Annotated in this window: 19 protein-coding genes; 4 read left to right on the forward strand and 15 right to left on the reverse strand. The window is 75.0% G+C overall.

Annotated elements, in window-relative coordinates; all coding sequences use genetic code 11:
• Positions 1-3 precede the first annotated feature (3 nt).
• Positions 4-630: a hypothetical protein gene (locus tag ACI79E_RS20195; protein ID WP_456934360.1), complete on the reverse strand. Its 627-nt coding sequence runs from the start codon at positions 628-630 to the stop codon at positions 4-6.
• Between the two features lie 133 nt (positions 631-763).
• On the opposite strand from ACI79E_RS20195, the gene ACI79E_RS20200 reads away from it, so the two are divergent.
• Complete coding sequence (locus ACI79E_RS20200; RefSeq protein ID WP_456934361.1) at positions 764-1,606, forward strand: DUF1206 domain-containing protein; 843 nt, start codon at positions 764-766, stop codon at positions 1,604-1,606.
• Between the two features lie 51 nt (positions 1,607-1,657).
• Here ACI79E_RS20200 and fabG read toward each other — a convergent pair whose 3' ends face one another.
• The 8 genes from fabG to ACI79E_RS20240 all read right to left on the reverse strand — a co-directional run bounded on the left by fabG (position 1,658) and on the right by ACI79E_RS20240 (position 9,413).
• Complete coding sequence (gene fabG / locus ACI79E_RS20205; protein WP_456934362.1) at positions 1,658-2,419, reverse strand: 3-oxoacyl-ACP reductase FabG; 762 nt, start codon at positions 2,417-2,419, stop codon at positions 1,658-1,660.
• 79 nt (positions 2,420-2,498) lie between these two features.
• Positions 2,499-3,710 carry an acetyl-CoA C-acetyltransferase gene (locus ACI79E_RS20210; RefSeq protein ID WP_456934363.1) on the reverse strand — a complete coding sequence of 404 codons (1,212 nt, stop codon included), beginning with the start codon at positions 3,708-3,710 and terminating at the stop codon, positions 2,499-2,501.
• A 151-nt stretch (positions 3,711-3,861) separates the two neighbouring features.
• A complete protein-coding gene (locus ACI79E_RS20215) occupies positions 3,862-5,115 on the reverse strand; it encodes an ABC transporter substrate-binding protein (protein WP_456934364.1) in 1,254 nt (417 codons plus the stop codon).
• A complete protein-coding gene (locus tag ACI79E_RS20220; protein WP_456934365.1) occupies positions 5,112-6,347 on the reverse strand; it encodes a branched-chain amino acid ABC transporter permease in 1,236 nt (411 codons plus the stop codon). Before ACI79E_RS20220 ends, ACI79E_RS20215 begins: the two co-directional genes overlap by 4 nt.
• Positions 6,340-7,230 (reverse strand): branched-chain amino acid ABC transporter permease, encoded by an 891-nt coding sequence (locus tag ACI79E_RS20225; RefSeq protein ID WP_456934366.1) that lies wholly within the window; start codon positions 7,228-7,230, stop codon positions 6,340-6,342. Before ACI79E_RS20225 ends, ACI79E_RS20220 begins: the two co-directional genes overlap by 8 nt.
• A complete protein-coding gene (locus ACI79E_RS20230; protein ID WP_456934367.1) occupies positions 7,227-8,102 on the reverse strand; it encodes an ABC transporter ATP-binding protein in 876 nt (291 codons plus the stop codon). Before ACI79E_RS20230 ends, ACI79E_RS20225 begins: the two co-directional genes overlap by 4 nt.
• On the reverse strand, positions 8,090-8,878 hold the full coding sequence (locus ACI79E_RS20235; RefSeq protein ID WP_456934368.1) for an ABC transporter ATP-binding protein: 789 nt from the start codon (positions 8,876-8,878) through the stop codon (positions 8,090-8,092). The genes ACI79E_RS20230 and ACI79E_RS20235 overlap by 13 nt, the downstream gene beginning before the upstream one ends.
• Positions 8,879-9,044: 166 nt before the next feature.
• Positions 9,045-9,413: an STAS domain-containing protein gene (locus ACI79E_RS20240; RefSeq protein WP_456934369.1), complete on the reverse strand. Its 369-nt coding sequence runs from the start codon at positions 9,411-9,413 to the stop codon at positions 9,045-9,047.
• Positions 9,414-9,612: 199 nt separating this feature from the next.
• Between ACI79E_RS20240 and ACI79E_RS20245 the strand changes: the two genes are divergently transcribed.
• A complete protein-coding gene (locus tag ACI79E_RS20245; protein WP_456934370.1) occupies positions 9,613-9,903 on the forward strand; it encodes a hypothetical protein in 291 nt (96 codons plus the stop codon).
• A 204-nt stretch (positions 9,904-10,107) separates the two neighbouring features.
• Positions 10,108-10,476 (forward strand): hypothetical protein, encoded by a 369-nt coding sequence (locus tag ACI79E_RS20250; RefSeq protein WP_456934371.1) that lies wholly within the window; start codon positions 10,108-10,110, stop codon positions 10,474-10,476.
• 95 nt (positions 10,477-10,571) lie between these two features.
• On the opposite strand, the gene ACI79E_RS20255 is transcribed toward ACI79E_RS20250, so the two are convergent.
• The gene (locus ACI79E_RS20255) at positions 10,572-13,565 is read right to left on the reverse strand and encodes a sacsin N-terminal ATP-binding-like domain-containing protein (protein ID WP_456934372.1); all 2,994 of its coding nucleotides are present in this window, start codon (positions 13,563-13,565) and stop codon (positions 10,572-10,574) included.
• 58 nt (positions 13,566-13,623) lie between these two features.
• Between ACI79E_RS20255 and ppk2 the strand changes: the two genes are divergently transcribed.
• A complete protein-coding gene (gene ppk2, locus ACI79E_RS20260; protein WP_456934373.1) occupies positions 13,624-14,556 on the forward strand; it encodes a polyphosphate kinase 2 in 933 nt (310 codons plus the stop codon).
• Positions 14,557-14,626: 70 nt separating this feature from the next.
• Here ppk2 and ACI79E_RS20265 read toward each other — a convergent pair whose 3' ends face one another.
• Genes ACI79E_RS20265 through ACI79E_RS20285 form a run of 5 tightly spaced genes read right to left on the reverse strand, consistent with a single transcriptional unit; the run spans position 14,627 to position 19,704 of the window.
• The gene (locus tag ACI79E_RS20265; protein ID WP_456934374.1) at positions 14,627-15,943 is read right to left on the reverse strand and encodes an ABC transporter substrate-binding protein; all 1,317 of its coding nucleotides are present in this window, start codon (positions 15,941-15,943) and stop codon (positions 14,627-14,629) included.
• A gap of 17 nt (positions 15,944-15,960) precedes the next feature.
• Positions 15,961-17,223 carry a branched-chain amino acid ABC transporter permease gene (locus tag ACI79E_RS20270; RefSeq protein WP_456934375.1) on the reverse strand — a complete coding sequence of 421 codons (1,263 nt, stop codon included), beginning with the start codon at positions 17,221-17,223 and terminating at the stop codon, positions 15,961-15,963.
• The gene (locus tag ACI79E_RS20275) at positions 17,220-18,146 is read right to left on the reverse strand and encodes a branched-chain amino acid ABC transporter permease (protein ID WP_456934376.1); all 927 of its coding nucleotides are present in this window, start codon (positions 18,144-18,146) and stop codon (positions 17,220-17,222) included. Before ACI79E_RS20275 ends, ACI79E_RS20270 begins: the two co-directional genes overlap by 4 nt.
• A 12-nt stretch (positions 18,147-18,158) precedes the next feature.
• Positions 18,159-18,875, reverse strand: coding sequence for an ABC transporter ATP-binding protein (locus tag ACI79E_RS20280; RefSeq protein WP_456934377.1), 717 nt, complete (start codon positions 18,873-18,875; stop codon positions 18,159-18,161).
• On the reverse strand, positions 18,868-19,704 hold the full coding sequence (locus tag ACI79E_RS20285) for an ABC transporter ATP-binding protein (RefSeq protein ID WP_456934378.1): 837 nt from the start codon (positions 19,702-19,704) through the stop codon (positions 18,868-18,870). The genes ACI79E_RS20280 and ACI79E_RS20285 overlap by 8 nt, the downstream gene beginning before the upstream one ends.
• Between the last annotated feature and the right edge of the window lie 2 nt (positions 19,705-19,706).

Consider the following 19,706-nt stretch of genomic DNA (forward strand, 5'->3'; position numbering starts at 1 on the left):
GGGTCAGGCGGAGCCGCAGCCCCCGGCACCGCAGGCGCAGCCGGCGCACCCGGCCGGGCGGACCGGCGCCGGCGGCCGGGCCGCGAGCGTCCGCAGGTTCAGCGCGCCGACCAGCAGGAACACACCGAGCAGGCCGACGCCCAGCGCGGCCACCACCGCGGCGCCGTCGGCGGCGCGGCTCCAGGTGGTGGCCAGGCCGGTGACGACCAGCAGCGCGGTGACCAGCACGCCCCACACCAGCGCGGCCTGGGCGTTGCGGCGGATCGCGCCGCCGCGGGCGAGCAGCGTCAGCGCCCCGGCCAGCAGGCCGGCCGGCACCCCCACCAGCAGCACCCAGCCGGCAACGCCCGCCCAGAGCGCGGCCACGACCACGGCGGCCAGCCCGGCGACCACCAGCGCCGCACCGGTACCCCGGGCGCGCCCGGTGGCGCGGGTCAGCAGCAGGCCGCGACCGGCGGCGAGGACGCCGATCGCGCCGAGCAGCAGGCGGGCTCCGCCGCCGTCCCAGAACACCGCGACCACCGCGAGGACCACCAGCGCGAGCCCACCGGCCAGCCACCGTGGCCACGTGCGGCGCGCCTCCTCGGGGGTCGTCCGCTCCGCCGTCAACACCGATGCGCCGTCTACCACGGGTGTCAGTGTCCCTCACGCCCGCCGGTCCGCCGCCGTGCGACCGGTCACGGCCCCGCAGCGCTCCGGCCAGCGGTGGAGCGGTTTCCGTGCCACGCTCCCCTCCCGGGGGTCGGAGCGGAAGGAGCCGGCGATGAGCGGGCGTGGGACGGTCGGATCGGCCGCCGACCGGGCGGGCAACAGCGACGCCCTCGAGCACCTGGCGCGGGTGGGCCTGATCGCGTACGGCGTCGTGCACGTGCTGCTGGCCTGGCTGGCGCTCCAACTGGCCTGGAGCGGCGGGAGCGGGGAGTCGGCCGACCAGTCCGGCGCCCTCGCCACGGTGGCCGAGCAGCCCCTGGGCAGGCCGCTGCTGTGGGTGATCGCCATCGGGATGATCGCCCTGGCGCTGTGGCAGGCCGCCGAGGTGCTGCGCTGGCGCAGCGGCCTGTCGGCGTCCGGCGACGCCCGCAAGAAGGCGGTCACCAAGATCGTCAAGTCGGTGGCCAAGGCGGTCGTCTACGCCGCCCTCGCGGTGCTCGCCCTCCGCTTCGCCACCGGGGGCGGGCAGTCCAGTGCCGGGGAGCAACAGCAGCAGACCGCCGGCGTCTTCGGCTGGCCCGGCGGGCGGTGGCTGGTCGGCCTGGTGGGGCTGGTCGTCATCGGCGTCGGCGCGTACCACGTCTACAAGGGCGTCTCGAAGCGCTTCCTCAAGCAGATCGACCTCGCCCAGGCCCCCACCCGCACCCGGCAGCTCGTCGAGAAGCTGGGCCTGGTCGGCTTCCCCGCCAAGGGCGTCGCGCTCGGCCTGGTCGGCGGGCTGCTGGTCTACGCGGCGGTCACCTTCGACCCGGCCAAGGCCTCGGGTCTGGACGGCGCGCTGCGCACCGTCCTCGACGCCCCGTTCGGCCAGGTGCTGCTGACCCTGGTCGCGCTCGGCATCGCCGCGTTCGGCGCGTTCTGTTTCGTCCGGGCCCGCTACCCCGAGCGCACCTGAGGGAGGCCCCGTCCTCCCCACCGCTCGCGGCGGTGCCCGGGACGGGGCCGCTCAGGTGCGGGGGCCGCCGGCGACGTAGATGACCTGGCCGGAGACGAAGCCGGCGCCCTCGCTGACGAGGAACGAGACGGTGTGCGCGACGTCCTCGGGCTGGCCGGCGCGGTTCACCGGGATCGCCGCGGCGCGCTTGGCGACGTAGGGCTCCCACTCCTCACCGATCCGGGCGGCGGTGGCCCGGGTCATCTCGGTGACGATGAACCCCGGCGCGACCGCGTTGGCGGTGACACCGAACCGCCCGAGCTCGATCGCGAGGGTCTTGGTGAACCCCTGCAGCCCGGCCTTGGCCGTCGCGTAGTTGACCTGGCCCCGGTTGCCCAGCGCCGAGGTGCTGGACAGGTTCACGATCCGGCCCCACCCGGCCTCGACCATGTGCGCCTGCACGGCCCGCGTCATGAGGAACGACCCGCGCAGGTGCACGTGCATGACGACGTCCCAGTCGGCGTCGGTCATCTTGAACAGCAGGTTGTCCCGGGTGACCCCGGCGTTGTTCACCAGCACCACCGGCGGGCCCAGCTCGGCGGCGATCCGCTCGACGACGGCCTGCACCCGGGCGGGGTCGCCGACGTCGGCGCCCACGGCCAGCGCCCGCCCGCCCGCGGCCTGGACCGCGGCCACGGTGCCGGCGGCGTCGTCCTCCCGCAGGTCGAGCACGGCGACGGCGAACCCGTCGGCGGCCAGCCGCTGGGCGGTGGCCGCCCCGATGCCGCGGGCGGCACCGGTGACGACGGCGACGCGCTGGGAGGACTCGCTCATGCCGGGGTCTCCTCGGGTGGTCGGGGCTCCTGGCGCATCCTGCCCGGAGCCCCGACCACGGCGCGAGGGACCGGCCGGCTCAGACGCGCTCGAACAGCGCGGCCAGGCCCTGGCCGCCGCCGATGCACATCGTCTCCAGGCCGTACCGCGCCTCGCGGCGGTCCATCTCCCGCAGCAGGGTGGCGAGGATGCGGCCACCGGTCGCGCCGACCGGGTGGCCCAGGGAGATGCCCGAGCCGTTGACGTTCGTGCGCTCCCAGTCGGCGTCGGTGAAGCCCCACTCGTGGGCGACGGCGAGCACCTGGCTGGCGAACGCCTCGTTGAGCTCGATCAGGTCGACGTCGGCGAGCTTGACGTCGGCCAGCGCCAGCGCCTTGGCCGTGGCCGGCACCGGCCCGATGCCCATGGTCTTCGGCGGCACGCCACCGACGCCCCACGAGACCAGCCTCGCCAGCGGGCGCAGCCCGAGCTCGGCGGCCTTCTCCGGGGAGGTGACCACGCAGATGGCCGCGCCGTCGTTCTGCCCGCTGGCGTTGCCGGCGGTGACGGTGGCCTCGGGGTCGTCCTTGCCGAGGATGGGCCGCAGCTTGGCGAGGGTCTCGACGCTGGAGTCGGGGCGGATGTGCTCGTCGCGGTCGACGACGGTCTCGCCCTTCCGCGACCGCACCGTCACCGGCACGATCTCGTCGGCGAACCGGCCGGCCTCGGTGGCGGCCGCGGCCCGCTGGTGGCTGCGGACGGCGTACTCGTCCTGCTCCTGGCGGCCGATCGAGTACTCGCGCCGCAGGTTCTCCGCGGTCTCCAGCATGCCGCCGGGCACCGGGTGGTTCTGGCCGCCGGCGGTGACGCGGCCGCGGGCCAGCCCGTCGTTGAGCATGACGCCGGGGCCGGCCTTGACCCCCCAGCGCATCGCGGTCGAGTAGAACGGCGCGTTGCTCATCGACTCCGCGCCACCGGCCAGGACGACGTCGGCGGCGCCGGACTGCACCTGCATCGCGGCGTACACGACCGCCTGCAGCCCCGACCCGCAGCGCCGGTCGATCTGCAGACCGGAGGCGGTCACCGGCAGGCCGGCGTCCAGGGCGGCGACGCGGCCGAGGGCCGGGGCCTCCATCGTCGGGTAGCAGTGGCCCAGCAGGACGTCGTCCACCGACTCCGGCGGCAGCCCGGTGCGCTCCATGACGGCACGGATCACCGTGGCGGCCAGCTCCTGCACGGGTACGTCGCGGAGTGAGCCGCCGAAGCCGCCCACCGGGGTCCGCAGGGGCTCGCAGATGACCGCATCACGCACGGGGTCCTCCTCGTTCGTCCTCGTCAGCGCCCCGAGTGTCCTCCTGTCCGCCCTCCGCCGGGGCGGCGGCCTCCCCTGGACGTCGACGGCGGCCGGCCCCCGCCGCTGCGAGGGGCCGGCCGCCGCGTGCTCGTGCGGGGTCAGGGCACGGTCAGCCGGCCAGGTCGGCCGCGAACTCCCCCTCGAACGCCTCCTGGACGACGGTGGCGCCGCCGGGGACGTCGGCCGGCCGCAGGATGTAGCTCTGCGTGCTCGGCGACACGCCCAGCTCGAAGCCCTCGATCGGCACGATGAGCCCGCCGGTGTCGACCTCGTCGAGCTCGTTGAAGGCGGTGACCACGCCCTCCCGGGTGAGGTCACCGCTCTCGCAGGCCGCGTCGAGCACCTCGTTCATCGCCCGGGCCATGCCCAGGCCGAGCAGCGCCCCGAGGCTGGGGTTGGTGGCCTCCGGGTAGGCGGCCTGGTACTGCTCGAGCTCGTCGGGGTGCTGGTCCCACGCCGAGATCGGCGAGGCGACGTAGAGGTTGTCCTTGAGCGCCTGCGCGGCCGGGCCCTGCAGCAGCCCCGGCGCGAACACCGGGTTGCTGCCCAGGATCGGCACGTCCAGGCCCTGCGCCGCGGCCACGGCCGCCGCCGACGCGGTCTGCGCCGGTGCGACGGTCAGCGCGATCGCGTCGACCCCGGCCGCCGCGAACTGGGTGACCTGCGCGGTCATGTCCTGGTCGGTGGCCTTGATCTGCGCGGGGATGATCGTCAGGTTCCGCGCCTCGGCCACCGCCTCGCTGCCGGCCAGGCCGTTCTCGCCGTACTCGCCCTCGAAGTAGATGTGCCCGACGGTGGCGCCCTCCTCGAGCAGGCCCTGCTCGAAGAGGTAGGCGTACCCGTTGGCGATCTCCACGTCGTAGGTGGCGCCCATGACGCCGGTGCCGGGGATCTCGGTGAGCGTGCGGCCCCACGCCGACGGGAAGTTCACGATCTGGTCGGCCTCGTACTCCGGGGCCAGCGCGGTGTTGATGGGCGAGCCGATCGTCTGCTGCATCGCGAGGATGCTGTCCTTCATGCCGCTGTAGAGCTGGACGCCGTTCTGGGGGACGTAGCCGGTGTCCTGGACGTCGAGCTCGACGTCGTAGGTGCCGCAGACCTGGTTGTCCTGCCAGTACAGGGTGTTGGCGTTGGTGATGTCCGTGCCGAGCGCCGCGAAGACCCCGGTCAGGTCCGTGAGGACGCCGAGCCGGATCGTGGTGCCCTCGATGCCGATGTCGGTCGCGACGTCCCCCGCCCCGCCGCCGCCACCACCGCCGCCACCGCCGCCGCTGTCCGGCGCCTTGGTGCTGCAGCCGGCGGCGGTCACGACCACGGCGGCGGCCAGGACCGCCGCCCCGCGCACTTGCTTCCCTGCTCTCATGTGCTGCTGCTCCCTCGTGCCGGTCGATCGGATGGGACGGGGCTGGTGGGACTGCCGTCGGGGCCCGGTGACGGGCCCGGACGATCTCCGCCGCCGGGATCTCGGCCCCGGCGGCGGAAGCGGTGGGCGATCCCGGCCAGGCCGGCCGGCTCGAAGACGACGACGAGGATGATCGCGGCGCCGTAGAGGTAGCGGGCCGCGAGGCTGGCCGACAGCCCGCCCTCGCCCGCGCCGCTGACCAGCGGCAGCACGTCGGCGTACTGCTGGAACGCCAGCGGCAGGGCGGTGACGAACAGCGCGCCGAGCGCCGCGCCGCCGACCGAGCCCAGCCCGCCCAGGACGATCATGGCGAGGTACTGGATGGAGACGACGAGGGTGAACGACTCGGGCGCGATGCTGCCGATGGACAGCGCGTACATGACGCCGGCCAGCCCGGCGTACATCGAGCTCACCAGGAAGACCCGTGCCTTGTAGGCCTGGACGTTGACGCCCATGACCGACGCGGCGACCTCGCTGTCCCGCAGGGTCTGCAGCGCGCGGCCCGGCCGGCTGCGCAGCAGGTTGCGGGCGAACACGTAGGCGGCCAGCGCGAGGACCAGCCCGAGGTACCAGAGCCGCTCGGCCTCGCGGAAGGGGACGCCGAGGACGAACAGCTGCGGGTCGGAGTTGCCGAACGTGAACCCGAACAGGGAGAACTCCGGCGCCGACCGGCCGTTGAACCCACCGGTGACCGGCGTCCAGGTGTTGAGCAGGTGGGTGCCGATGAAGACCAGCCCCAGCGAGGCGACGCCGAGGTAGATGCCCCGCAGCCGGGCCGCGATCGGGCTGAACAGCAGGCCGGCGAGGCCGGCCAGGAGCACGCCGACGACCATGCCGACGACCGGGGGCAGCCCGAGCCCCTGCAGCCCGGCCCGCGTGCCCAGGCCGCCGGACTCCCCGGAGACGTAGACGTAGCTGACGGCGCCGATGGCCAGGAAGAAGGCGTGCGCGAGCGACAGCTGCCCGGTGGTGCCCACGAGCAGGTTGAGCCCGATCGCCCCGACCATCGCGCCGAACACCGCGAAGCCGGTGCGCAGCCAGAACTCCTCCACGTACAGCGGGAGGGCCAGCAGGACCAGCAGGCAGGCGACCAGCAGGAGCGGCCGCAGCAGCGAGCGGCGGCGCCGGGCGGGCGGGTCGGCCGCGTCGCGCCCGGTCCGGCTCCGCACGGCCGGGATCGTCTGCTCAGACACGGGTCAGCTCCCTCGTGCCGAACAGCCCCGACGGCCGCACCAGCAGGACGGCGATCATCACGACGTAGGGCACGACCTCGCCGAACCCCCGGCCCAGGAACAGCAGGTGCTCCTGGTAGCCGGCGGCGAAGGACTCGGCCAGCCCGATCAGCAACCCGCCCACCAGGGCGCCACCGGTCGAGTCCAGCCCGCCGAGGATCGCCGCGGGGAAGGCCCGCAGGGCCACGGTGTAGGCGGCCGCGCTGACGCCGGGGGTCGGGGCGCCGACCAGGAACAGCGCCGCCACCGCGGCGAGGACGCCGGCGACGACCCAGGCCAGCGCGGACACCCGCCCCTGCCGGATGCCCATGAGGGCCGCCGCCTCGCCGTCCTCCGCCGAGGCGCGCATCGCCACGCCCCAGCTGGAGTACTTGAACGCCACGAAGAACACGACGATCAGCAGCCCCGCGACCACCATGGCGATGAGCCGGTTCTGGCTGATGCCGATCCCGAGGACGCGGACCGAGTCGCCGCCCCACGGGTGCGGCACGTTGAGGATGTCCGGGCCGATCCGCCGGATCAGCTCGGTCAGCAGGATGATGTCCACGCCGATCGTGACGATCGCCAGACTGATCACCGGGGCGCCCCGGAGCCGGTTGATGATCAGCCGCTCGATGACCAGCGCGGCCAGCGCGGTCACCGCGATCCCGGCCAGGACGGCGAGCAGGAACCCGAGCGGCTCGGACAGCCGCGCCATCGTGTAGGCGCCCAGCAGCAGCAGCGACCCGTGGGTGAAGCTGACCACCTCGCTGGCCTTGAAGATGATCACGAAGCCGAGCGCGATCAGCGCGTAGATGGCGCCCAGCGAGATGCCGTTGAGCAGCAGGGACAGGAACTGGTTCACGGCCGGCTCCCCGGGGCCTCGGTGGACTGGTGGGCGACCGCTGCCGAGGGGCTGTCCTCGTCACCGGACCCCAGGTAGGCCCGGATGACCTCCGGGTCGGACTGCACCTCGGCAGGGGTGCCGTCGGCGATGCGGCGGCCGAAGTCGAGCACCGTGACCCGGTCGGCCAGCGACATGACCATCCCCATGTCGTGCTCGACGAGGACCACCGAGATGCCCAGCGCCGAGCGGATCTCCCGGATCGCCTCGGCCATCCGGGCGGTCTCCTCGGCGTTCATGCCGGCGACCGGCTCGTCGAGGAGGAGCAGCCGCGGCTCGATGCACAGGGCGCGGGCGACCTCCACCCGCTTCTGGTCGCCGTAGGACAGCACGCCCACCGGGGTGTGCAACTTGTCGCCGAGGTCGAGGAACTCCGCGATCTCCCGGATCCGCTCCCCGTGCACCCGGCCCTCGCGCGTGGCCCGCGGCAGCCGCAGCCCCGAGGACAGGAAGCCGGCCCGGGTGAGGTGGTGCCGGCCCAGCATGAGGTTCTCGGCGACGGTCTGGGCGCCGGAGAGGGCGATGTTCTGGAAGGCCCGGGCCACGCCGACCCCGGCGATCTGGAACGGCCGCATGAGGTCCAGCCGCGCGTCCCCGAACCGGACCTCGCCCTCGGCGGCCTTGTAGACGCCCGACAGCACGTTGAACAGCGTGGACTTGCCCGCGCCGTTCGGGCCGATGATCGCGTGGATCGTCCCCGGCGCCACGGTGAAGGACACGTCGTTGAGCGCCCGGATCGCGCCGAACCGGACGCTGACGTGCGACACCTCCACCGGCGGGACGTCGGACCGGGTCTGCGTCCCGTCCGCGTCGGCCGCGGTCACGCCGTCCACCGGGACAGCGTGCGGCGCGGCCCCCGGGCGACCTGCTGCTCGGGCAGCCCCTCGCCGGAGCCCAGGTAGAGCCGCTGGACCTCGTCGGTCCGGGCGAGCTCGGCCGCCGCACCGGAGAGGGAGACCCGGCCGACGTCGAGCACGTAGGCCCGGTCGGCCACACCGAGCGCCATCGTGGCGTTCTGCTCCACGAGCAGCACCGACGTCCCCTGCCGGTTGATCTCCGCGACGACCTCGCCGATCTGCCCGATCACGCGAGGGGCCAGGCCCAGCGAGGGCTCGTCGAGCAGGAGCAGCCGGGGGCTGGCCATCAGCGCCCGGCCGATGGCCAGCATTTGCTGCTCCCCACCGGAGAGCAGGCCGGCGCGCTGGGAGGCCCGCTCGCGCAGCACGGGGAACAGGTCGTGCACCCGGGCGTGCGCCGCGGCCTTGGCGGCGCGGTCCCGGTTGCCCATCCCACCGGCCCGCAGGTTCTCCTCGACGGTGAGCCGGCCGAAGATCCGCCGTCCCTCGGGGACCTGGACGACCCCCCGCCGCACGATCTGCCCGGCGTCCCGGTTGGTGAGGTCGGTGTCGTCGAAGCGCACGGTGCCCTCGTCGACGCGTCCGCGGTGCAGTCGCAGGGTGCCCGAGATGGTCCGCAGCAGCGTGCTCTTGCCGGCGCCGTTGCTGCCCAGGACCGCGACGACGGTCCCGTCGGGGACCTCCATGGAGACGCCGCGGACCGCCTGGACGGCGCCGCCGTACGTGACCCGGAGGGAGTCGATGGTCAGCATCGGAGAGCGCGTTCCCCGACGGCCGTCGCCGCGCGGTGGTGTGATCTGGAACACATGGGCGGCACTGTAGGCGGACGACGGGCGGAAACCGCACACACCGCGCCCGACGTGACCGTCAGGTGACCTGTGTCCCCCGGGCGGGGGACGGAGAGGAGGGGGAGCCGCGTCAGGCGGCGCTGCCGGCCCCCGGCTCGACCTGCTCGACGGCCAGCAGCTCCCACAGACCGGTGATCTGCAGGGGGCGGATGACCGCCCGGCCGGAGGCGAGCACCCGCACGCGGACGCCGTCCTCGTCGGCCCGGCGGTGCGCGCCGGCCAGCACGCACAGGCCGGCGGAGTCGAGGAAGGTCACCGCGTCGAGGTCCACGACGATCTCGCGGGCGCCGGCGGCGAAGGCCTCGTCGACGGCGTCCCGGAGCGCGGGTGCGGTCGAGGAGTCGACCTCACCGGCCACGGCGAGGCGCACGGCGGTGGTGGACCGGGAGACGTCGATGGTGACGATGTCGTCACCAGCAGGGAGAGAGGTGGCGGTCACGGTTACGCCTCTCGAGGGAGAGCGAACCCGTACGGAGAACCCCGGGTGGATCAGCCGGGGTGCGGCGCGGAGTCCGGCACTGGGGCACGGCTGACTGTTGAACCGCTGTACCCACCGTAGGGACCGGGGCGCCCAGGATCAAGACCGCGGTGCCGGCAGGCACGATCGGCAGCGTGCCGCGACGGGGATACTGGAGCTCGTGTCGACGCGGTTGGTGGTCTGGGGCGGGGTCTGGGCAGTCGTCTCGGTGGCGGCCTTCCTCCTCCTCGACCCGGTGCTCGCCGCGTTCGTCGCCATCCTCGGTCTGTGCGGCTGGGTGGTCGCGCTGCTGTCCGCGAACTGGGAGAGCCACCCCACCTTCGAGGAGCGCGAGCTGGCGCGCGCCCGCCGCCGGGCGGCCAAGCGGGAGAAGAACGCCGGGGCCCGGGCGCGCGACCGTGCCCGGTGGGAGGCCCACCAGCAGCGGAAGGCCGGCCGCTCCTCCCGCTGAGCGCCGGGGTCGGTAAACCACTCGACGGCCCGGCGTCCCGGTCCTACGGTTCCCGTCATGCGGTCCTGACCTCGCCCTGAGCGACACGCACCGCGGGTCGAGCCCCCGGCTCCCCGCCGTCCGCCCGCCGTCGGCGGGCACTCCTCCCCTGCACCCGGCCGTGCCGGCTCCCGGCGCTGCCCTGCCCTCCTCCGGAGGTCTGCCTTGTCACGCCCGCACCGACCCCTCGACGGCGCGGCGGCCGCCGCCCGCGCCCAGCTCCCGGAGTCGGAGGCCGCCGCCTTCGACCGCCTCGCCTCCGCCGTCCTCGCCCTGCCCGGCGCCGCGCTCGGCGCCACCCTGCGCGCCCAACTGCCGGGCACGGCGGGCATCCGCTGGCTGCGCCAGGAGGGCCTGCCCCCGACCACCCGGGCGAGCGCCCTCACCGCCGAGCAGTGGCTGTCCCTGTACCGCTGCTGGACCGGCACCCGGCACGCGCCGACCGCCGGCGCGCCGGCCGGGCGGGGTGGTGGCCGGCCGTCCGCGCACGGTCACGCCCCCGGGGCGATGGCCGTCCCGCGCTGGGGCCAGTAGGAGGACGCCATCCAGGACGGGGCCACAGACCCGCTACCGAGGGACGCGCCGCCGGTCCGGATCCCGGACCGGCGGCGTGCTCGCATCGGTGGCCGTCACGGTGCGACGCCGTCCTCCGCCGCCAGGACCTCGCTGCGGTCGGGCTCCGCGAACGCCTCGGCCAGCGCCTGCCGCAGCGGCCACGCGCCGGCCCGCCACGCCAGCGCCCGGCCCAGCGCCGCCGGCGTCCCGTCGACGTGGTCGACGTCCCCCGCCGGCCACCACGGCACGGCGCGACCCCCGACCCGCAGCGGCTCGTGGACGGCCACCACGCCCTCGAGCGCCCGCGCCCCGCCGAGGCCGAGGCGGGCCGCGGCCAGTGCGGCCCCCGGCACGTCCGCCCAGGCCACCCGGCGCACCGGGGTGCTCTCCACCGCCGCGCGCACCACCTCCCCGGCCAGCGGCAGGTCCAGCAGGTCGGCCACCGGCCCCGGGTCGCCACCGGCCGGGACGAGCGCCCGGTCGACCACCGGCTGCACCCACGGCACGTCGAGCACCACCGCGTCGTCGGCGGCCACCACCCGGTCCGGCGCCACCCGCACCCGGTCCGGCGGGTCGACGTCCACGCCGTCCAGGGCCCGCGCGAGGCGGGCGTGGACGGTGCGCAGCACCGCGGCGGGCGCCGTGCGCCGGGGGTCGCCGAGCCGGTCGAGGAGGTCCAGCGCGCCGTCGACGTCGGCGAGCACGTCGGCCACGGTCGCCGGCGGTCGCAGGAGGTCCAGCAGCGCGGGGTCGGCCGCCGCGGGGTCGTACAGGCCCTGCAGCTCGGCGCTCCCCGGGTGCCGCACCCGGTCCGGACGCCGCCCGTCGAGCACCGGGTGGGTCGACAGCCACCAGCGCAGGTAGCCGGGCACCGCGACCCCGTCGAGCACGACGTCGGCCCAGGCGGCGGCCGGCAGCGCGGCCAGCAGCCGCAGCGCGGCGGGCCAGTCGGCGACCAGCTCCAGGTCGCGCACGGCGGTCACCGCCGGCCACGACGGCAGCGGCGCCTCCGCCGGCAGCCGGTCCAGCACGGCGTCGGCCCAGTCCTGGGCGCCGTCGACGTCGAGGTCGTCGGGGTCCTCCGCCGTGACCAGCGCGAAGCCGTCCAGCACGCCGACCGCCCGGAGGACGGCGGGGTCGGCGGTCACCGACGCGTCCAGCGCCCCCAGGGCACCCGGCACCAGGACGGCGGCGAACGGCGACCCGGGCACCACGAGCTCCCCCGCCGGGGCCCACCCGCCGTCGGCGTCGGGCAGCGCCAGCTCGGCCAGCCACGGCAGCTCCCCCGGCGCGGTACCGGCCGCCGCGACCAGCGCCAGCACCGCGGTCGCGAACGCGGCCGGGTCGGCGTCGGTGTCCCACCCGTCCTCCACCGCGTCCACCGACGCCTCGACCGCGGCCCGCACGTCCGGGTCGGCGAGCACCCCCGCGGCCGTCGCGGGCCGGGCGCCGAGCCGTTCCAGCAGCCGCCGCGCGGGCGCCGGGGCCACCGCGACCGGATCGGCGACCCGCAGCCCGAGCGGGCCCAGCTGCGCGACCGGCAGGCCGGCGTCGGGCAGGAGCACCCCGGCCGGACCGTGCGCGGTGCGGCCGTCGGCGAGGGGCACCGGCAGCGCGGCCAGCTCCTCGCGCTCGGCGCCGTCCAGTGCGACGTACAGCTGCGCCCACCAGGAGGCCGGCCGCCCGACGCCGCGGACCGCCTCGACCGCCTCCGCGGTCCCGACCCGCCGCACGCCCAGGGCCGCGAGCGCCGGGGCGTCGGTGCGGCGCGACCAGCCGGCCGGCAGCAGCCCCGGGACGACGTCGGCCAGGGCGGCCACCCGGGCGTCGGTCGCCTCGGCCAGCACCGCGGCGCGGTCGGGCGACTGGCGCTCGCGCTCGCGTCCGGCCACCGGCAGCCACGGGACCGACCGCAACCGGTCCAGGACCGCGGTGCCCAGCGCCGCGTCCAGCTCGGCACCGGCCAGCCCGACGCGGGGCACCAGCGCGAGCACCGACGCGTCCGGCGGCAGACCGGCCAGCAGCTCCGCATAGGCGTCCGCGGCGACGTCGACCAGGGCGTCGGTGACCGGTCCGGGCAGCACGTGCCGCCGGTCGGGCCCCAGCGGGAAGGGCGCGATCAGGCGGGCCGGGAGGGTCAGCGGCTCGTCGCTGGGCGTCGGCGCGTGCACCCGCTGCGGCAGGGGCAGCGGCGCGGGCCGGCCGTCGTCGTCCAGCGGCACCGCCCAGGTGACCGTGTAGCCGCGCCGGCTGCGCTCCTCCACCGGCCGGTCGGCGAGCAGCTGCGCCGGGAGCTCGCCGGTGCGCCGCACCAGCCGCCAGGTCGTCGTCCGCCGGCCGTCGGTGAGGTCGGCGTCGGTGCCGCGGTCGGTCCGGGCCAGGGTGCGGGTCCCCCCGTCGACGACGACGTCGACGGCGGCCAGCCCGGGCAGCGCGAGCAGCAGCTCCGGGCCGAGCTCGTCCAGGGCGGCGCGGACCGCGGCGCGGGACCCCGCCCGCAGGGGCAGCACCACCTCGGTGGCGAACCCCTCCGGCGGGACCCCGTCGGCCGGCCAGGGCAGCCGCAGCACCGGCACCCCGCCCTCGCGGCGGGCCACCTCGTCGGCGAGCGCCGGCACGCCCGCGACCTCGGCCCGGGTGCGGGCCGCACTGAACACGACCCCGCCGGCGGTGGAGTGCACCCGCGGCTCGTCGCACACGGCCAGCACGGCGGCGAAGCCCACCCCGAAGCGGCCCACGGTGGCCACCTCGTCCCGCTTCGCCGAGGCCCGCAGCGAGGCCAGCCCGGCCACGCCGCCGGCGTCCAGCGGCGCCCCGGTGTTCGCCGCCCGCAGCACCTCCCCGCCCGCGCCGTCGTCGGCGAGCTCCAGCCGCAGCCGGCCGGGGACCCCGGCCCGCAGCGCGGCGTCGGCGGCGTTCTGGGCGAGCTCGACCACCAGCCGGTCGCGGTAGCCGCCGCGGACGAGGTCCTCCTCGGCGTTGGCGTCCTCACGGAAGCGGGCGGGGGCGTCGGTCCAGGCGGCGAGCACCCGCCGCCGGAGCTCGGCGGTGGCGAAGGGGTCGGACACGCCGGTCAGCATGGCAGCGGGGCATGGACCCGGCCCGGAGCCGGGTACAGGGACGGACGTGAGCGAGATCGACGTCTCCCGCTACCGGCTGCAGGCCCTCCCCGACGACGACACCGACGAGGACTGGGACGACGACGGCGAGCTGTTCGGCCCCGACGGCAACCGCGTCGAGACCTGGCGCGAGGGCTACCCGTACGCCGAGCGGCTGCCGCGGCGGGAGTACGAGCGGGAGAAGCGCCGGCTGCAGATCCAGCTGCTGCGGCTGCAGGGCTGGGTGAAGGACACCGGGCAGCAGCTGGTGGTCCTGTTCGAGGGCCGGGACGCGGCCGGCAAGGGCGGGACGATCAAGCGCTTCACCGAGCACCTCAACCCGCGCGGCGCCACGGTGGTCGCGCTCGACAAGCCCTCGGAGCGCGAGCAGACCCAGTGGTACTTCCAGCGCTACGTGCAGCACCTGCCGGCGGCCGGCGAGATCGTGCTGTTCGACCGCTCCTGGTACAACCGCGCCGGCGTCGAGCGGGTCATGGGCTACTGCACCGACGAGCAGTACCAGCGGTTCATGCGCCAGGCGCCGGAGTTCGAGCGGATGCTGGTCGACAGCGGCATCCACCTGGTCAAGTTCTGGTTCTCGGTGTCGCGGCGCGAGCAGCGCACCCGGTTCATCGTGCGGCGGATCGACCCCGTGCGGCAGTGGAAGCTCTCCCCCACCGACCTGGCCTCCCTCGACCGGTGGGACGACTACACCGCGGCCAAGGAGGCGATGTTCGCCGTCACCGACACCGACCACGCGCCGTGGACGGTCATCAAGAGCAACGACAAGAAGCGCGCCCGGCTCGAGGCGCTGCGGTACGTGCTGTGCTCGATGCCCTACGAGGGCAAGGACGAGGCCGTCGTCGGGGAGCCGGACCCGAACATCGTGGTGGCCGCGGCCGACGTCCTGGAGTCCGACCGGGAGGCGCTGGAGCGCGAGGACCTCGCGCCCGCCCGCTGAGCCCGGGGAGGACGACGACGGGGCCGCCGCCGGAGAGGAGTCCGGCGACGGCCCCGTCGGGCGGAGTCGGTCAGCCCTGACCGACGATGTCCCCGCTGGTGCCGGAGTAGTCCCAGTCCATCAGGGACTCCCAGCCCTTGGTGGCCGTCGAGTACGAGGCCATCTCGCCGGACTCAGCGATGAACGGGTCCTCCGGACCGCTGGTGCTGGCCTGCGGGTTGAGCATCAGCGGCCGCTCCATGTCGGTGTTCCAGGCGGCGCTCATCAGGTTGGCCCGGGTCAGGCCGCCGTCCATCTGCGCGGCGTCCTCGAGGTTCTGCACGATCAGCTGCGCCCAGCCGTAGCCGTCGAGGGCGTTGCCGAAGCGGGCGAGGTCCTGCTGACCGGCGGCCTCCATGTCGGCCAGGTACTCCTGCATGGCCGGGTCGGAGTCCCAGCGGGTGTCGGACGGGTCCTTGCGGAACAGCGGGGCGACGACGCCCTCACCGGCCGGGTCGGACGGGGTGATCCACTGCGCGGCGCCGTTGGCCGAGGAGTTGAGCACGACCAGGCCCTCGTAGCCGGCCCGCGCCAGACCGGTGATGAAGCCGGGGGCGTAGTTGGGCAGCGCCTCGAGCACGATCGCGTCGGGCTGGCCGGCAACGGCGGCGGAGATCTGCGCGTCGATGTTGGTCGAGCCGGCCGGGATGGTCTGGTCCGGCTGCACGGTCAGCCCGGCCTCCTCGGCCAGGCGCGGCAGGGCGGCGTGGAAGTCCTCGCTGAGCGCGTCGGAGCCCTTGATCTCGGCGACCGAACCGCCCGGGACCTGCTCGGCGATGTAGTCGACGATCGCCTTGGCCTCCACCGGTGCCGGCGGGATGCCGTTGACCGTCCACTCGTGCTCGGTCGGGTTGGTGAACGCCGGGCCGGTGGTGATCGTCCACAGCTGCGGCACGCAGGCGCCCTCGTAGATCGGCTGGGTCGCGCTGATCTGCGGGGTGCCGACCTGCGCCAGGTTGGCGAACACCGGGTCCTCGCCGACGAAGGACTGCGCGTTGGACACCGCGCGGGCGGCGTCGTACGCGTCGTCCTTGGCGACCAGCTCCAGCTGGTGGCCGTCGATGCCGCCGGCCTTGTTGACCTTGTCGAAGTAGGCGGTGATGCCGGCGACGTTCGCCGCGCCACCGGAGGCCAGCGGGCCGCTGAGCGGCTGGCTGGTGCCGATGCGGATCGGCTCACCGTCGGCGAGCTCGGTCGTGGCCTCCTCGGGGCAGGCGGAGGCGTCCACGACGAACTGGCCCTCGGCGTTGGTCGCCCCGCCGCCGCCACCCCCGGCGTTGCCCTCGCTGCGGCTGTCGCCGCAGGCGGCCAGGCCGAGCAGCAGCAGGCCGGCACCGGCCACCGCCATCGAACGGGACCTTCTCGTCATCGGGTTCTCTCTTCCTGGGTGACGCCACGGGCGGGGGTCAGGCCCCGGGCGGGCTGCCCGGGGTCGTGGGGGTCGTGCTCGCCGGCGGGCGACTGGTGCCCGCCGATGGCCGGGGTGGGGCCGGCCAGTCCTCCGTCGGGCGCGCCCGGCGTGGTGTCGCTGCCGGGCTGCCGCCGTCCGGCCGCCTCCGCCGGGACGGCGACCGCGGCCGCCTCCGGCGGGACGATGACGAGGTACCGGGTGCGCAGCCGGGTGAGCAGCGGCACGAGCCCGGACGGGACGAAGTAGATGAAGACGATGAGCACCACGCCGTAGATCACGTTGGCGAACAGGCCCGGCTGGTCGGTGAGGCTGCGCAGCAGCGGGATCTGCCCGGCCCACTCGGCGGTGTAGTACGGCAGGAACACCATCGCCAGACCGCCGAGCCAGGCGCCGGAGACGGTGGCGGCACCGCCGAGCACCATCGCGGTGATGAACAGCAGCGTGATCGTGAACCCGACCGTGGTCGGGCTGACGATCGGCGTGGTGAGCAGGTACAGCGAGCCGCCGACCGCGCCGTAGAGCGCGCTGACGGCGAACGCCACCGTCTTGACCTCCGCGGGCCAGACCCCGGAGATCGCCGCGGCGGTGCCGTTGTCCCGCAGCGCCACCATGGCCCGGCCGACCCGGCTGCGGACCAGCCCGGTGGCCAGCCAGAACAGCACCCCGGCGACGGCGGCCATGACGAGGAACATCCAGCCGCGGTCGGAGACGTCCAGGCCGAACCAACCCGGCTTGTCCCAGCCGATCCGCACCGTCTTGCCCGCGGTGCCACCGGTGCCCAGCGCGATGCCGACCGGCTGGCTGACCACCACCGGGAAGGCGACGCCGACGGCGAGGGTGATGACCGCGAGGTACAGCCCGTGCAGCCGCAGCGCCGGCACGCCCACGACGAAGCCCAGCGCCAGGCCGAGCAGCGCGGCCACCGGCACGGTCGCCGCCCAGGCCCAGCCGTGGTCGGTGACCAGGATCGCCGTCGCGTAGGCGCCGATGCCGAAGAAGGCACCGTGGCCCAGGGAGACCTGGCCGGTGAACCCGGTGACCAGGTTCAGCCCGAGCACCGCCACCGCGTAGGCGATGACCAGGCTGAACTGGCCGATCCGGAAGTCGCTGGCCAGCAGCGGCAGCGCCAGGACGACCAGCGCGGCCAGGAGCAGGCCGGCGCCCTGCCAGATCCGGTGGGCCCGCGAGCCCTCGAGGACGACGCGTGGCGAACTCACACCCGCTCCAGGGTCTTGGTCCCGAACAGCCCCTGCGGCCGGACGAGGAGGACGACGAGGACCACCAGCAGGGCGATGACCAGGCTCAGGTCGCCCTCGATGACGGTGAACAGGCCCGGCACGAAGGCCATGACCAGGCCGAGCACGAGTCCGCCGACCGCCGCGCCCGGGACGCTGTCGAACCCGCCCAGGGTGGCCGCGGCCAGGCCGAAGATGAGGATCGCGCCCATCGAGTTGAAGTCGAGCGCGCCGGCGGTCTCGGCGACCAGCGCGGCGGCCAGGGTGCCCAGTGCCGCGGCGATCCCCCAGCCGAACATGTACATCCGGCCGACCGGGATGCCCATGACCTCCGCGGCCTCGCGGTTGGCCGCCACCGCCCGGTAGCCCAGGCCCAGCTTCGTCTTCTCCAGCAGCAGCCACAGGCCGAGCAGGAGCACGACCAGGACGGCGAGCACGCCGATCGAGACGTGGGTGATGAAGAACGGCGGGGCGCCGCCGATGACGTCGACCTTGTCCTCGATGCCGCCGGGGAACGGCCGCGGCGGGGCCACCGGCGTCGTCCCCCAGATGATGGCGACGCCGGCGTTGATGATGAGGAACAGGGCCAGCGTCGCCAGGATGACCGGGAAGACGCCCCGGCGTTCCAGCGGCCGGATCAGCCCCCGCTCCAGGCCCGCGCCGACGCCGAAGGACAGCACCAGCGCGATCGCGATGGCCAGCCAGACGTTGACCCCGTGCCGGGTGAGCTCGAAGACGGCGAAGGCGCCGAGGGTGGCCATCTCGCCCTGGGCCAGGTTGATGTGGCTGGTCGTCTTGTAGACCAGCACGATCGCCAGGGCCACCAGCGCGTAGAGGGCGCCGTTGGTCAGCCCGCCGGTCAGCAGGGTGAGCAGGTAGGACGGGTTGTCGATGTTCGGTGACACGTCGGGACCCCCTCAGTAGCCCAGGTAGGCGCGGCGCATGTCCTCGTTGCCGCGGACCTCGTCGGCGCTGCCGGACAGCACGATCGACCCGGACTCGAGCACGTAGCCGCGGGTGGCGAAGGAGAGGGCGAGCTCGGCGTTCTGCTCGACGATGAGCATGGCCACCGACTGCTCGCGGTTGATCTCCTCCAGCTGGGCGAACAACCCGCGCGTGATGATCTGGGCCAGGCCCAGCGACGGCTCGTCCAGCAGCAGCAGCCGCGGGCGGGCCATCAGCCCCCGGGCGATGGCGAGCATCTGCTGCTCGCCGCCGCTCATCCCGCCGGCCAGCTGCGCGCGCCGCTCGGCCAGGCGGGGGAAGACGTCGTACCACCGGTCGATGTCGGCCTCGATGCCCTTGGTGTCCTTGCGGTTCCAGGCACCGACGCGCAGGTTCTCCTCGACCGAGAGGACGCCGAAGACGCCCCGGCCCTGGGGCACGTGGGAGATGCCCTGGCGCACGATCCACTCGGTCGGCTTCCCGGTGAGCTCGGTGCCGCCGAGGCGGACCGAGCCGCGGGTGCCGACCATGCCGCAGATGGAGCGCAGCGTGGTGGTCTTGCCCGCGCCGTTGGCGCCGAGCAGGACGACGACCTCGCCCTCGTCCACGTGCAGGTCGATGCCGCGCAGCACCTCCGCCTCCCCGTAGGAGGCGTGCACGCCCGACAGCTGCAGCAGCGGCTCAGCCACGTCGGGCCTCCCCCGCAGCGGTGTCGCCACCGAGGTAGGCCTCGATGACCGCGGGGTCGCGCTGCACCTGGGCCGGGGTGCCGTCGGCGATCCGCCGTCCGAAGTTGAGGACGGTGACCCGGTCGCTGATGCCCATCACCATCTTCATGTGGTGCTCGACCAGCAGCACCGACAGGCCGAAGTCGTCGCGCAGCCCGCGGATGACCGCACCGAGCTCGTCGACCTCGGAGTGGGTCAGGCCGTTGGCCGGCTCGTCGAGCAGGAGCAGCTTGGGGCGGGCGGCCATGGCGCGGGCCAGCTCGATCCGCTTCATCGTGCCGAAGGGCAGCCCGGCCACCGGCCGCAGCGCGAGGGAGGCCAGGCCGAGCCGCTCGAGCAGCGCCATGGCCTCCGCGCGCGCCGCGGAGTCGGTGCGCCGCGTGCCCAGCCGCAGAGCGGACCGGATCCAGCCGCCCTTGCCGCGCGAGTGCGCCCCGACGGCGATGTTGTCCAGCACCGTCATGGTCGGGAACAGCGCGATGTTCTGGAACGTGCGCGCCACGCCCACCTCGGCGATGCGGTGGGCGGGCAGCCGGAGCAGGTCGATGCCGTCGAGCAGCACCTGCCCGGAGCTGGCCTCGTAGACCCGGCTGACGACGTTGAACATCGTCGTCTTGCCGGCGCCGTTGGGGCCGATCAGGCCGCAGATGCTGCCCCGGGGGACGTCGAAGGACAGCCCGTCGAGGGCCACCACGCCGCCGAAGCGGACGCTGACGTCCTCGACCCGCAGGAGCGGGACGTCCTCCTCGCCCTGCCGCGGGGCCGCCGCGGCGGTGGTCGCACCGGTCATCG

Source organism: Geodermatophilus sp. SYSU D00079, assembly GCF_054050635.1.

Excerpts from the sequence above, each read along its gene's own strand:
- ACI79E_RS20235 (WP_456934368.1), bottom strand. The coding sequence starts at position 8,878 with ATGCTGACCATCGACTCCCTCCGGGTCACGTACGGCGGCGCCGTCCAG.
- ACI79E_RS20215 (WP_456934364.1), bottom strand. The coding sequence starts at position 5,115 with ATGAGAGCAGGGAAGCAAGTGCGCGGGGCGGCGGTCCTGGCCGCCGCC.
- fabG (WP_456934362.1), bottom strand. The coding sequence starts at position 2,419 with ATGAGCGAGTCCTCCCAGCGCGTCGCCGTCGTCACCGGTGCCGCCCGC.
- ACI79E_RS20285 (WP_456934378.1), bottom strand. The coding sequence starts at position 19,704 with ATGACCGGTGCGACCACCGCCGCGGCGGCCCCGCGGCAGGGCGAGGAG.
- ACI79E_RS20265 (WP_456934374.1), bottom strand. The coding sequence starts at position 15,943 with ATGGCGGTGGCCGGTGCCGGCCTGCTGCTGCTCGGCCTGGCCGCCTGC.
- ACI79E_RS20200 (WP_456934361.1), top strand. The coding sequence starts at position 764 with ATGAGCGGGCGTGGGACGGTCGGATCGGCCGCCGACCGGGCGGGCAAC.